The organism is Pantoea sp. X-Soil-MYKO-1289, from assembly GCF_059730625.1.
In genome coordinates this window covers 2322644-2335121 of sequence record NZ_AP036004.1, presented here as the reverse complement: position 1 = coordinate 2335121, position 12478 = coordinate 2322644, and the positions used below count along the sequence as shown (strand labels likewise).

General features: G+C 58.2%; 12 protein-coding genes. 6 read left to right on the top strand and 6 right to left on the bottom strand.

Annotated features, from left to right (window positions below; genetic code table 11):
- Window position 1: 1 nt before the first annotated feature.
- Window positions 2-814: a septum site-determining protein MinD gene (gene minD, locus AC6I7Z_RS11265; protein WP_033746633.1), complete on the bottom strand. Its 813-nt coding sequence runs from the start codon at window positions 812-814 to the stop codon at window positions 2-4.
- Between the two features lie 33 nt (window positions 815-847).
- Window positions 848-1555, bottom strand: a complete 708-nt coding sequence (gene minC, locus AC6I7Z_RS11260; RefSeq protein ID WP_497814270.1) for a septum site-determining protein MinC — start codon at window positions 1553-1555, stop codon at window positions 848-850.
- Between the two features lie 154 nt (window positions 1556-1709).
- Here minC and AC6I7Z_RS11255 point away from each other — a divergent pair, with 154 nt between their 5' ends.
- The 3 genes from AC6I7Z_RS11255 to ycgN all read left to right on the top strand — a co-directional run bounded on the left by AC6I7Z_RS11255 (window position 1710) and on the right by ycgN (window position 3465).
- The gene (locus AC6I7Z_RS11255; RefSeq protein ID WP_033746638.1) at window positions 1710-1985 is read left to right on the top strand and encodes a YcgL domain-containing protein; all 276 of its coding nucleotides are present in this window, start codon (window positions 1710-1712) and stop codon (window positions 1983-1985) included.
- Window positions 1986-2292: 307 nt separating this feature from the next.
- On the top strand, window positions 2293-2952 hold the full coding sequence (locus AC6I7Z_RS11250) for a fumarylacetoacetate hydrolase family protein (RefSeq protein WP_497814269.1): 660 nt from the start codon (window positions 2293-2295) through the stop codon (window positions 2950-2952).
- Window positions 2953-3018: 66 nt separating this feature from the next.
- Window positions 3019-3465 (top strand): cysteine cluster protein YcgN, encoded by a 447-nt coding sequence (gene ycgN, locus AC6I7Z_RS11245; RefSeq protein ID WP_033747936.1) that lies wholly within the window; start codon window positions 3019-3021, stop codon window positions 3463-3465.
- Window positions 3466-3498: 33 nt separating this feature from the next.
- Here ycgN and dsbB read toward each other — a convergent pair whose 3' ends face one another.
- Both dsbB and nhaB read right to left on the bottom strand, forming a co-directional pair.
- A complete protein-coding gene (dsbB, locus tag AC6I7Z_RS11240) occupies window positions 3499-4029 on the bottom strand; it encodes a disulfide bond formation protein DsbB (RefSeq protein WP_497814268.1) in 531 nt (176 codons plus the stop codon).
- 117 nt (window positions 4030-4146) lie between these two features.
- Window positions 4147-5676 (bottom strand): sodium/proton antiporter NhaB, encoded by a 1530-nt coding sequence (gene nhaB, locus AC6I7Z_RS11235; protein ID WP_497814267.1) that lies wholly within the window; start codon window positions 5674-5676, stop codon window positions 4147-4149.
- Between the two features lie 200 nt (window positions 5677-5876).
- Here nhaB and fadR point away from each other — a divergent pair, with 200 nt between their 5' ends.
- Entirely contained in the window at window positions 5877-6596 is a 720-nt protein-coding gene (gene fadR / locus AC6I7Z_RS11230) for a fatty acid metabolism transcriptional regulator FadR (RefSeq protein WP_033746644.1), read from the top strand.
- 227 nt (window positions 6597-6823) lie between these two features.
- Here fadR and AC6I7Z_RS11225 read toward each other — a convergent pair whose 3' ends face one another.
- Window positions 6824-8359 (bottom strand): SpoVR family protein, encoded by a 1536-nt coding sequence (locus AC6I7Z_RS11225; protein ID WP_497814266.1) that lies wholly within the window; start codon window positions 8357-8359, stop codon window positions 6824-6826.
- Between the two features lie 506 nt (window positions 8360-8865).
- Here AC6I7Z_RS11225 and AC6I7Z_RS11220 point away from each other — a divergent pair.
- Together AC6I7Z_RS11220 and dadX are read left to right on the top strand one after the other, a co-directional pair.
- Window positions 8866-10167 carry a D-amino acid dehydrogenase gene (locus tag AC6I7Z_RS11220; protein ID WP_313590333.1) on the top strand — a complete coding sequence of 434 codons (1302 nt, stop codon included), beginning with the start codon at window positions 8866-8868 and terminating at the stop codon, window positions 10165-10167.
- Between the two features lie 17 nt (window positions 10168-10184).
- A complete protein-coding gene (gene dadX, locus AC6I7Z_RS11215) occupies window positions 10185-11255 on the top strand; it encodes a catabolic alanine racemase DadX (RefSeq protein ID WP_497814265.1) in 1071 nt (356 codons plus the stop codon).
- Here the strand turns inward: dadX and AC6I7Z_RS11210 are convergent.
- On the bottom strand, window positions 11248-12441 hold the full coding sequence (locus tag AC6I7Z_RS11210) for a multidrug effflux MFS transporter (RefSeq protein WP_497814264.1): 1194 nt from the start codon (window positions 12439-12441) through the stop codon (window positions 11248-11250). The two genes, dadX and AC6I7Z_RS11210, sit on opposite strands and share 8 nt — an antisense overlap.
- Window positions 12442-12478: the final 37 nt, after the last annotated feature.

Sequence of the window (12478 nt, the reverse complement as noted above, 5' to 3'; positions counted from 1 at the left end):
TTTATCCCCCGAACAGGCGTTTCAGGAAACCCTTCTTCTCTTCTTCGATAAAGCGGAAGGGACGTTCTTCGCCGAGTAACCGATCTACGGTATCAGCATAGGCTTTGCCGGCATCGGAATTCGTGTCGAGGATCACTGGTTCGCCCTGGTTAGAGGCGCGCAGCACCGACTGGTCTTCTGGGATGACGCCCACCAGAGGAATGCGCAGGATCTCAAGCACGTCTTCCATGCTCAGCATGTCGCCACGATTAACGCGGCCAGGGTTATAACGGGTCAGCAGCAGGTGCTCTTTTACAGGCTCCTGGCTGTTTTCGGCGCGGCGAGATTTTGAGGCGATAATACCGAGAATGCGGTCGGAGTCGCGCACCGACGACACTTCCGGGTTGGTGGTGATAATCGCTTCATCGGCAAAGTAGAGCGCCATCAGCGCGCCGGTCTCAATGCCTGCCGGGGAGTCGCAGACGATAAAATCGAAATCCATCGCCGCCAGATCGTTGAGCACTTTTTCCACGCCTTCACGGGTCAGCGCATCTTTATCGCGCGTCTGGGAGGCGGGCAGGATATGCAGCATCTCGGTGCGCTTGTCTTTGATCAGCGCCTGGTTCAGCGTGGCATCGCCCTGGATAACGTTAACGAAGTCGTAAACCACGCGGCGTTCGCAGCCCATGATCAGGTCCAGGTTACGCAGACCAATATCGAAATCGATGACGACCGTTTTTTTGCCCTTTTGCGCTAAACCGGTGGCGATGGCCGCGCTTGACGTGGTCTTGCCAACGCCCCCTTTACCGGATGTAACTACAATAATGCGTGCCATAAATATTGATTTCCTTAACAGAAGAAAAGGGGCCTAATTAAGTGTCTGGATAGTCAGCGCGCCCTCTTCGAGGCTAAGGCGCGCGGCTTTACCAAAAAATTCCGCCGGGATTTGATCCATAATCCAGTATTCGCCGGCGATGGAGACCAACTCTGCTGCCAGGTTGGTGCAGAAAATCTGGCTGTTGCGATCGCCGCCAGCGCCCGCCAGCGCGCGTCCCCGCATCATGCCGTAAATATGAATGTTGCCGTCGGCGACCAGTTCGGCGCCGGCGCTCACGCTGTTGGTGACGATCAGATCGGCGTTGCGTGCGTAAATCTGCTGCCCGGAACGCACCGGCGTGGTGATAATGCGCGTTTTACTCGCCGCCGGCTCTGCGGGCGAGGCAGCAGGCTGCGCCGCTGGCGCTGGCGTTTCGTTGCGCCGCACGCTCTCTTTGCCTTCCGCCAGAACCGGCAGGCCGGCGCGGGCGATCATGCGTTTCAGCGCCTCGTCTTTACAGCCGCTGACGCCGACGATGCGTAATCCGGTCGCGGCGATCGCCTGCTGCAGCTGTTTCCAGTTGACGTTGCCGTTAAGCGCCGCCACGTTGAGTACCACAGGCGCGTTTTTTAAGAAGTCCGGCGCCTGATCGATTTTGTCCTGAAGCGCCTTGCGAATCACTTCAGGTTCGGGATGGTGCAGATGAACAACAGACAGGGTAAAACTGCTACCTTTGAATTCGATTGGCGTTTGTGACATCTGTCCCACTCAGTCCTGTTTTCTCACCCGGCGAACAAACGTCGATAAAATCATCATTTCAGTCCATCCGGTGAATATTCGAAGTTCTGCAAGCATGTTATAGTTACTGTTATTTCCAGGCAAGCCACCATCCAGGTTTATTCGAGTAAAAAATATGTTTTGTGTGATCTATCGAAGCCCGACCCGTGACCAGACTTATCTCTATGTTGAAAAAAAGGACGATTTCTCCCGCGTGCCTGACGAGCTGCTGCGCGGCTTCGGCAAGCCGCAGCTGGCGATGGTGCTGAAGCTCGACGGACGCGATCGTCTGGCCAACGCCGACATCAATAAAGTTAAACAGGCGCTTATCGATCAGGGCTATTATTTACAAATCCCGCCGCCGGTTGAAAGTTTGCTGAAAGTTCACCTTGAGTCGGCAAAAAAAGATTAATTCAGATTCATCTGTAAATATAATCAGTGCTTCCTGCTTCTTCAGCATAATTATATATAACGATTTTCAGCAAAATAATGGCGCGATTACCGCGCCTTTTACTGTCCATTATTCTTTATTGCCCGCCTGCTGGCGATAAATTCACCGCCCCGGCAGCATATATTCACGCTTTTTTGACAATTTACGCACACTAATCTTTGCTAAAGCATCTTATTATGACCCTCACGGCGGGCTAAAGATCCGCTGAACCGCAAACATCAACGTGCCGGCGTCGCTGGCAACACATAAACCAGAGCAGGGGATTAGCATGTATCAGCATCGTAACTGGCAGGGCGCCTTGTTGGATTTTCCGGTTAACAAAGTGGTCTGCGTCGGCAGCAACTATGCGAAACACATTAAGGAAATGGGCAGCGCCACGCCAGCTGAGCCGGTGGTGTTTATCAAACCGGAAACCGCCATCTGCGATCTGCGTCAGCCGCTCTCTCTTCCCTCCGCCTTTGGTGAAGTGCATCACGAAGTCGAACTGGCGGTGTTGATCGGCGCTACGCTTAAGCAGGCGGGCGAGGAGCACGTGGCGAAAGCGATTGCTGGTTACGGCGTGGCGCTGGATTTGACGCTGCGCGATCTGCAGGCGGGATTCAAAAAGGCGGGCCAGCCGTGGGAAAAATCGAAGGGTTTCGATAATTCCTGTCCGCTCTCCGGCTTTATTCCCTCAGCGGAGTTTCCAGGGGATCCGCAGGATACCGAGCTTAAGCTGGTGGTGAACGGCGAGCAGCGTCAGCTCGGCAGAACGTCCGATATGATCCATAAAATTCTGCCGCTGATCGCCCATATGAGCCAGTATTTCACTCTGCGCGCGGGCGATGTGGTGCTCACCGGCACGCCGGAAGGGGTCGGCCCGCTGCGCTCGGGCGATACGCTGGAAGTGTCGCTGGCCGGCCACGGCATCAGCACGCGCGTGCTGTAAAGCTTGCAACGCCGCGCCTGACCCGATATAAGGTGCGGTTTTGTGATTAACCCGGACGCCGCCATCATGAGTGAACTTCCTTTCTGGCAGACGAAACGCCTCGATCAAATGAACGACGACGAGTGGGAATCCTTGTGCGATGGTTGCGGCCAGTGCTGCCTGAATAAGCTGCAGGACGCCGATACCGATGAGATCTACTTCACCAACGTCGCCTGCAACCAGCTCAATATTAAAACCTGCCAGTGCCGCAACTATGAGCGCCGCTTCGAATATGAAGAGGACTGCATCAAGCTGACGCGTGAGAACCTGACGCAGTTTAACTGGCTGCCGCGCACCTGCGCCTATCGCCTGTTGGGCGAGGGAAAAGGATTGCCGGCATGGCATCCGCTGGTGAGCGGATCAAAGTCGGCGATGCACGCGCAGCGTATTTCGGTGCGCTATATCGCCGTGCGGGAAAGCGAAGTGCGCGACTGGGAAGACCATATTATCGATCGGCCCGACCGCAACGGATAAGCGAAAAAAAGGCTGCCAGGGCAGCCTTTTTTTTTAGCGAGAGAAAATATCGCGGCGTTTCGGTTTCAACGGCTGCGCTATTAATACCAGAATCGCCACAATCAGGTAGGCGGCGAACACCACAATCATCCACTGCGGCATGCTCAGCGTCAGAAAGGTCCAGCTGCGCTCGGCGCAGTCCCCGCTGGCGACAAACACCGACGGCAGCCACTTGTCCAGCGGCAGCCAGCTCGGAAAGCGCGCGGCGAAATCGCAGGTGGTAAAGGGATTGGGATGAAGCTGGATCATCGTATGTTCATACGAGAGGCGAAGCCCCTCCCAGGCGCTGTAGAGCCAGATAGCCAGTCCGGCCCAGCGCAGCGGCGATTTAGGCGCGACGGCGCCGACGATGCCTGCGCCCATGACGCCAAATAGCGCGCAGCGCTCATAAATGCACATAACGCACGGCTTCAGGCCCATCACATGCTGGAACCATAGCGCCGTCAGCTCCAGCGCCAGCGCCGTTAACGCCAGCAGCAGCCAGGCAGCGCGACCGCGCGAACATTGATTCAGATATCGCAACATCTTGCTTTCCCTGTAAACGGTAGTGCCACGCAGTGTAAACCAAAAGCGTGCCGGTGCCAGCCAGGCACCGGCGAAAATCCTTGTTAATTTGGGCTTTACCTGATCCTGTTCAGGCATTTACATCGACGGCGTCGTTATCCAGCCCCACAGCTGCAAAAGGTCCGTGATCGGCTCCAGCAGCCAGTGAAGAGAGACAAAGCCGACCAGCGACATCACGATAGTGAAGGGCAGCGCCATCCACACCATGCGTCCATACGACAGACGGATCAGCGGCGCCAGCGCGGAGGTTAGCAGGAACAGAAACGCCGCCTGGCCATTAGGCGTCGCCACCGACGGCAGATTGGTGCCGGTATTGGTCGCCACCGCCAGCAGTTCATATTGCCGCAGATCGATCGCGCCGTGGGCAAACGCCTGTTTCGCCTCGTTGATAAACACCGAACCAACAAAAACGTTGTCAGATATTGATGAGAGCAGGCCGTTAAAGATGTAATACCAGCTGAGCTGGGCGTGCGGCTCAGCCTGCAGCACGAAGGCGATCAGCGGGCTGAACAGCTGCTGTTCGACAATCACCGCCACCACGGCGAAAAACACCGTCAGCAGCGCGGTGAAGGGCAGCGCTTCGGTGAAGGCCTGGCCGATGGTGTGCTCGTCCGTGACGCCGCACAGCGCGGTGGCGAGCACGATCACCGACAGGCCAATCAGGCCGACCTCCGCCAGATGCAGCGCCAGCGCTACGATAAGCCAAAGGCCAATTGCCGCCTGAATCCACAATTTCAGCCGATCCTGGCGCGTGCGCTGCGCCTTCTCCTCGCGATCGCTCTGCAGCAGAATGACGCGAACCGCGTCCGGCAGCGTGGCGCCGTAGCCGAAGAGACGAAAGCGCTCGACCAGCAGGCTGGTAACAATGCCGCACAGCAGCACTGGCACCGTAACCGGCGCCATACGCAGGAAGAAGCTGGCGAAATCCCAGCCGGCCGCATGAGCGATAATCAGGTTCTGCGGCTCGCCTACCATGGTCATCACGCCGCCCAGCGCGGTTCCGACGCCCGCCTGCATCATCAGGCTGCGCAGAAAGGCGCGAAACTGCTCCAGCGTGGCGCGCTGATCGGGATCCGCTGCGGCGTAGTCGGGGTCGGAAGAGACGCGATGGTAGATCTGATAGAAGCCGACGGCGACGCTGATGACGACGGCGACCACGGTCAGCGCATCAAGAAAGGCGGAGAGAAACGCGGCGGCCAGGCAGAAGGTGAGGCTAAGCAGCACCTTCGACCGCAGCGACAGCAGCAGCCGCGTAAAGACGAACAGCAGCAGTTGTTTCATAAAGAAGATGCCGGCGACCATAAAGATCAGTAGCAGCAGCACTTCAAGGTTATCCGCCAGCTGCTGCTTAACCTGTTCGGCGCTGGCCATGCCGATGGCGATCGCTTCCAGCGTCAGCAGGCCGCCGGGCAGCAGCGGGTGGCATTTCAACGCCATGCCGAGCGTAAAGATAAATTCGGCAATCAGCAGCCAGCCGGCAAGAAACGGGCTGACGAAAAAGAACAGCAGCGGATTGACGACCAGAAACGCCAGCAGCAGCTTTTTATACCAGTCAGGCGACTGACCGAGAAAGTTGCGATGCAGCGCCTGGCCCCAGGTGATTTCCATGGCGTAAAGTCCTGTAAGAAAGAAGATGGGCAAAGGGTAATCAGCGAAACCGCGAGGCGCAATCTTCCCTTGCCGGATTGCGCGCGGCTGCCGATTTTTGCGCCAGCCCGCGCTTTTAATCCCTGCTCAGTCTATACAGGCCCTGGACGTCTGGTATGATGAGTGCCATTTCGAAAAGAAAGCAACGAGAACATATCGCTATGGTCATTAAGGCGCAGAGCCCTGCGGGATTTGCTGAAGAGTATATTATTGAAAGCATCTGGAACAGCCGCTTTCCTCCTGGGTCAATCCTTCCCGCTGAACGTGAGCTTTCTGAACTAATCGGCGTAACCCGCACCACGCTGCGTGAAGTGTTGCAGCGTCTGGCGCGCGACGGATGGCTGACAATTCAGCACGGCAAACCGACACGCGTAAACGACTTCTGGGAAACCTCCGGTCTGAATATTCTGGAGACGCTGGCGCGTCTGGATCACGATAGCGTGCCGGTGCTGATCGATAATCTGCTGTCGGTGCGCACCAATATCGCCTCGATCTTTATCAGCCGCGCGCTGCGTCACCATCCCGACAAGGCGCGCGCGGTGCTGGAGAGCGTCGCCGGCATTGAGGATCAGGCTGATGCCTATACCGAACTCGACTACCGCGTGTTCCGCGGTCTGGCGTTCGCTTCCGGCAATCCTATTTACGGTTTGATTCTCAACGGTCTGAAAGGGCTTTATACCCGCGTGGGCCGCTACTATTTTTCTAATCCAGAGGCACGCGAGCTGGCGCGCAATTTCTATTCGCGACTCGAAGCGCTGTGCGTTAAAGAGCCGTCGCAGGATCAGATTGTCGATGCGGTGCGCGAGTATGGCCGTCGCAGCGGCGAGATCTGGCACAGCATGCAGAAAAGCATGCCGGAAGATTTAGGCAGCAAGCGCTAACAGCGGAAAACCGGACGACGTCCGGTTTTTTTATGCCTGTAAGCCAGGCGCGGTCGCGGGTAGCATGAACAGATCGCAAAGTCGCTCAAGGCATCCTTGCGCGCTCGGCCCGCGGCTTCCCTGCCGCGGGACGCTTTGCTCTTCTGTTCATGCTACCCGCTTGCTGAACAGAAGTGCGGCCTGAAAAAAAACCGGACAGCGTCCGGTTTTTTCTTTTCACTTATCTCTCAGAGCGCGCTGCCGCGCGTCGGACAGCGGTCCAGCAGCTCGACGCTGCCGTCTTCATTCTGCTGTTCGAGGATCACATCAAACCCCCACAGGCGATGAACGTGCTTCATCACCTCGCGGCGGCTCTTGTCGAGCGGCGTGCGGCTTTGCGGTACGTAGCGCAGCGTCAGCGAACGGTCGCCGCGCAGGTCAACGTTATAGACCTGAATATTCGGTTCCAGATTGCTCAGATTGTACTGCGCGGAGAGCTGCTGGCGAATGGCGCGGTAGCCCGCTTCATCATGGATGGCGGCGATCTCGAGATAGTTGTTGCGGTCGTCGTCCAGCACGGTAAACAGACGGAAATCACGCATCACCTTGGGCGACAGGAACTGGCTGATAAAGCTCTCGTCCTTAAATTCACGCATGGCGAAGTGCAGAGTCTCCAGCCAGTCAGAGCCGGCGATATCCGGGAACCAGTAGCGATCTTCTTCCGTTGGCGACTGGCAGATGCGCTTAATATCCTGGAACATCGCGAAACCGAGCGCATACGGGTTGATACCGTTATACCAGGGGCTGTTATAGGGCGGCTGAAACACCACGTTGGTATGGCTGTGCAGGAACTCGATCATAAAGCGTTCCGAGACTTTGCCCTCATCATAGAGATGATTGAGGATGGTGTAGTGCCAGAAGGTCGCCCAGCCTTCATTCATCACCTGCGTCTGCTTCTGCGGATAGAAATACTGGCTCACCTTGCGCACGATGCGCAGGATCTCGCGCTGCCACGGCTCCAGCAGCGGCGCATTCTTCTCCATAAAGTAGAGCAGGTTCTCCTGCGGCTCAGAGGGGTAGCGTGCCGCTTCGATCTGCACCGCCTCTTTCTCGCGGCGCGGCAGGGTGCGCCACAGCGTATTCACCTGGCTTTGCAGATACTCTTCGCGGCTTTTCTGCCGCGCTTTCTCTTCCTGTAAAGAGATCTTCTGCGGACGCTTATAGCGATCGACGCCGTAGTTCATCAGCGCATGGCAGGAGTCGAGCAGCCGCTCGACCTCTTCGACGCCGTAGCGCTCTTCGCAGTCGGAGATATATTTCTTCGCAAACAACAGATAGTCGACGATTGAGCTGGCGTCGGTCCAGCTGCGGAACAGGTAGTTATTCTTGAAAAAGGAGTTATGGCCGTAGCAGGCGTGCGCCATCACCAGCGCCTGCATGGTCATCGTGTTCTCCTCCATCAGATAGGCGATACAGGGATTGGAGTTGATCACGATCTCATACGCCAGCCCTTGCTGCCCGTGCTTATAGCGCTGCTCGGTTTCGATAAACTTTTTGCCGAACGACCAGTGAGCATAGTTGATCGGCATACCGACGCTGGAGTAGGCGTCCATCATCTGCTCGGAGGTGATCACTTCAATCTGATGGGGATAGGTGTCGAGTCGGTAGAGTTTGGCTACGCGGTCAATTTCCGCAAGGTAGACATCGAGCAAATCAAATGTCCAGTCCGGTCCATCGCTGAGTCGTTTGCTGTCCTTAATCGGATCGTCAAAGATTGTCGTCATAGCGCACCTCTGTTTTGCAAACAGGCCTGCCCGTTGCGAGCAGCCGGTTTCGGTAATTTCAAGGCTCATCCCTAAGAAAGAGAACCCCAAAAACAGGCGAACACTTCAATGATAGCCCACTGTCACCTATCTGATTGCGGAACTCAACTGAATTATTCGGCACAAAATCATCCTAAAAAGAGCGCAAAAGCATTTGATGAACGCTTGCTGGTCTAAATGGCGAAAAGTCGGGATAAAATGCTGTTTATAAGTGGATTGTATGGCATTGGCTTATTCTCCTGAAATAAGTGGATATTGCCGCATACGCTATTATTAACTGCTAAGAAGCGGTAAAAAGGCGCATAAGTTACTGATTTTATCTCTGACCAACGATTTTAGTATTCGAAAAAGTGAAAAACATGTGAAATAAGTTAATGAGGCAAGGGCTGTTGCTGGCAGGTGTGAATGCGCTGGTATTGCCCTGTAGTCTAGTGAATTATGCTTTTGAATTTGCCGGTGGGGGCGATATGCACGTAGTGATTCTCGGTAGTGGTGTGGTTGGCGTGGCGAGCGCCTGGTATCTGGCGCGCGCGGGCCATCAGGTGACGGTGCTGGATCGCCAGCCCGATGCTGCGCTGGAGACCAGCGCAGGCAACGCGGGGCAGATCTCGCCCGGTTACGCGGCGCCCTGGGCCGCGCCGGGCGTGCCGCTCAAGGCGGTTAAGTGGATGTTCCAGCGTCATGCGCCGCTGGCTATCCGCCTGGACGGCAGCAGCTTTCAGCTGGAATGGATGTGGAACATGCTGCGCAACTGCGACATGCAGCACTATCAGCAGAATAAAAGCCGCATGGTGCGCATCGCCGAATACAGCCGCGACTGCCTGAAGGCGCTGCGCGAAGAGACCGGCATCGCCTATGAGGGTCGGCAGGGCGGCACGCTGCAGCTGTTCCGCACTCAGCAGCAGTTTGACAGCGCCAGTAAGGATATCGACGTGCTGCGCGAGGCGGGCGTGCCTTACGAACTGCTGCACGCGCATGAGCTGGCGCGCGTCGAGCCGGCGCTGGCGACCACGCAGCACAAGCTCACCGGCGGACTGCGCCTGCCCAACGATGAAACCGGCGACTGCCAGCTCTTTACGCAAAAGCTGGCGAAAATGGCGCAGGAGGCGGGCGTGGTGTTTCGCTTTAATACGCCGGTCGATCAGCTGCTGCGCGAAGGCAACCGCATTTACGGCGTGAAGTGCGGCGACGAAGTGATCAAAGGCGACAGCTACGTGGTGGCTTTCGGCTCCTACTCAACCGCGCTGCTGAAGCATATCCTCGATATTCCGGTCTATCCGCTAAAAGGCTACTCTCTGACCATCCCGGTGAAAAATCCAGAGGCCGCGCCGGTCTCTACGATCCTCGACGAAACCTACAAGGTGGCGGTTACCCGCTTCGACAACCGTATCCGCGTCGGCGGCATGGCAGAAATCGTTGGTTTTAACAACAAACTCTTGCCTGCGCGGCGGGAAACGCTGGAGATGGTGGTGCGGGATCTTTATCCTGAAGGCGGTCATATCGAACAGGCCAGCTTCTGGAGCGGTTTGCGCCCTATGACGCCAGACGGAACGCCGATTGTCGGACCGACGCCGCTCAGCAATCTCTATCTGAATACCGGACACGGCACGCTCGGCTGGACGATGGCCTGCGGCTCCGGTCAGCTGCTGGCCGACCTTATCAGCGGCAAAACCCCGGCGATCGCCGCCGACGATCTGTCGGTGTTCCGCTACTTGCCGGGTTTTACCCCGTCATCGTCACCATTACGCAACGCGAACGCCACGCGTTAACAGTCAGGGAGAGAGGTATGTCACGTCCAGTTTTCGCCACTATCGATCAGCAGGCGCTGCGGCATAACCTGGCGATAGCGCGCCAGGCGGCGCCTGATGCGCGCGTCTGGTCGGTGGTTAAAGCCAATGCTTACGGCCACGGCCTGGCCCGCGTCTGGGAGAGTCTGGCGCAGACCGACGGCTTCGCCCTGCTGAATATGGAAGAGGCGATCCTGCTGCGCGACAGCGGCTGGCGTAAACCGATCCTGCTGCTGGAGGGCTTTTTCCATGCCGACGATCTGCAGCTGATCGATCGCTATCGGCTAACCACCAGCGTGCACAGCAACTGGCAGATCAAAGCGCTGGCGGAAGCGCGGCTCTCCGCGCCGGTGGATATCTACCTGAAGGTCAACAGCGGCATGAACCGTCTCGGCTTCCGGCCCGAGCAGGCGCACGGCGCGTATCAAAAGCTGCGCGCGCTGGAAAACGTCGGCGACATTACGCTGATGGCGCACTTTGCCGATGCGGAAAACCCGGAAGGGCTGATCGCGCCGCTGCAGCGCATTGAACGCGCCGCCGAAGGGCTTGCGATTCCCCGTTCGCTCTCCAATTCCGCCTGCACGCTCTGGCATCCTGAAGCGCACTACGACTGGGTGCGCCCCGGCATCATTCTTTATGGCGCATCGCCCAGCGGCGACTGGCAGGATATCGCCAGCACCGGCCTGAAGCCGGCGATGACGCTCAACAGCGAGATCATCGGCATCCAGCAGCTGAGCCGCGGCGACGGCGTTGGCTACGGCTACCGCTACCATGCGCAGCAGGAGCAGCGTATCGGCGTGGTGGCCTGCGGCTATGCCGACGGCTATCCGCGCCACGCGCCCAACGGCACGCCGGTGTGCGTTGACGGCGTAATAACCCAGGTGGTCGGCGCGGTCTCGATGGATATGATCACCGTCGACCTGACGCCATGTCCGCAGGCGGGCATCGGTTCAACGGTCGAGCTGTGGGGCGAGCAGGTGAAAATCGATCAGGTGGCGAAAGCGGCCGGCACGGTCGGCTATGAGCTGATGTGCGCGCTGGCGCCGCGCGTGCCGGTCAAGGTTATTTAAGCGCGGTCAGCGAGCCGCGCATCTTCTTACTGCAGCGCCAGGCGATGAGCGCCAGCGCTGCGCCCGCCAGCATCATCAGCGCCAGCGCGCTCTTTTCCGCCACGGGCAGCATCACAATCAGCAAGCTGCCCGCCGCGCCGCCCGCCATCTGAATAAATCCCTGCAGCGCGGCCGCTACGCCAGCCTGCTGCTGATAAGGCTCCAGCGCATAGCTGGTGGCGGGGCCGACGGTAAAGGCCAGGCCCGCGACTGAAACGGCGACCGGCAGCATATAGAGCGCCCAGTGGCTCTGCGCGCTCAGCGGCAGCAAATGCATGCCGGCGAACAGCAGCAGCGCGCCCATCAGCATGGTCGCGAAGCCCATCGCCAGACAGAACGGCCGTCCCGCCTTGCGGATCGCTTTATTGACGAAGGCGCTCACCAGCATGATCCAGAAGCCGTTGGCGCCAAAGGCGAATGAAAACTGCAGCGGCGTCAGGCCACCTTCCGTCATCAGCACGTGCGGCGCCAGCGAAACATAGGTCAGCACCATGCCGAGCGCGCCCGCGTTAGCGAAAGCGAAGGCGAGAAAGCGCGGCTGACGCAGAATAGCGCCATACTGCGCCAGCGGCAGTCCCTTTACCCGCAGCGTATTGGCGGGGCGCGTCTCAGGCAGTCCAATGAGGACAATAACCGCGATAAACAGGCCGTAGGCGCACAGGAACCAGAAGGGCGCGCGCCAGCCGAAGGCGCTGGCGAGCAGGCCGCCCAGTAACGGCGCCAGCGCAGGCACGATATTCAGCGCGCCGTTGAGAAAGCCGTAGGCGCGCGCCGCGTCGTCGCCGCTCAGGCGATCGCGCACGCCGCTAAAGGCGACGACGGCGCTACAGCAGACCGCGCAGCCCTGAATCAGGCGCGCCGACAGAAACATCGGCCAGCTGGTGGCGGTCGCCGCCACCGCGCTGCCCGCCACGTAAAGCGCCAGGCCCAGCAGCGCGATCGGCTTGCGGCCGTAGTTATCCACCAGCGGGCCGGTCACCAGCTGTCCTAAGCCCATCACCAGCAAAAAGACGGGAATGGTGGTCTGGATCAGGCTGACCGGCGTATTCAGGCCGACGGCGATGTCAGGCAGGGTGGGCAGATAGAGATCGATGCCCAGCGGCGCCAGCAGCACCAGGCTTAACAGCATCAGGGTAAATTTTTGCATAAAAACCAGAAGGTGAACGTCCTGTTAAAACAAGCGG

Bases quoted from the DNA above. Each gene is read 5' to 3' on its own strand.
- minD (WP_033746633.1), bottom strand. From the start codon at position 814: ATGGCACGCATTATTGTAGTTACATCCGGTAAAGGGGGCGTTGGCAAG.
- minC (WP_497814270.1), bottom strand. From the start codon at position 1,555: ATGTCACAAACGCCAATCGAATTCAAAGGTAGCAGTTTTACCCTGTCT.
- AC6I7Z_RS11255 (WP_033746638.1), top strand. From the start codon at position 1,710: ATGTTTTGTGTGATCTATCGAAGCCCGACCCGTGACCAGACTTATCTC.
- AC6I7Z_RS11250 (WP_497814269.1), top strand. From the start codon at position 2,293: ATGTATCAGCATCGTAACTGGCAGGGCGCCTTGTTGGATTTTCCGGTT.
- ycgN (WP_033747936.1), top strand. From the start codon at position 3,019: ATGAGTGAACTTCCTTTCTGGCAGACGAAACGCCTCGATCAAATGAAC.
- dsbB (WP_497814268.1), bottom strand. From the start codon at position 4,029: ATGTTGCGATATCTGAATCAATGTTCGCGCGGTCGCGCTGCCTGGCTG.
- nhaB (WP_497814267.1), bottom strand. From the start codon at position 5,676: ATGGAAATCACCTGGGGCCAGGCGCTGCATCGCAACTTTCTCGGTCAG.
- fadR (WP_033746644.1), top strand. From the start codon at position 5,877: ATGGTCATTAAGGCGCAGAGCCCTGCGGGATTTGCTGAAGAGTATATT.
- AC6I7Z_RS11225 (WP_497814266.1), bottom strand. From the start codon at position 8,359: ATGACGACAATCTTTGACGATCCGATTAAGGACAGCAAACGACTCAGC.
- AC6I7Z_RS11220 (WP_313590333.1), top strand. From the start codon at position 8,866: ATGCACGTAGTGATTCTCGGTAGTGGTGTGGTTGGCGTGGCGAGCGCC.
- dadX (WP_497814265.1), top strand. From the start codon at position 10,185: ATGTCACGTCCAGTTTTCGCCACTATCGATCAGCAGGCGCTGCGGCAT.
- AC6I7Z_RS11210 (WP_497814264.1), bottom strand. From the start codon at position 12,441: ATGCAAAAATTTACCCTGATGCTGTTAAGCCTGGTGCTGCTGGCGCCG.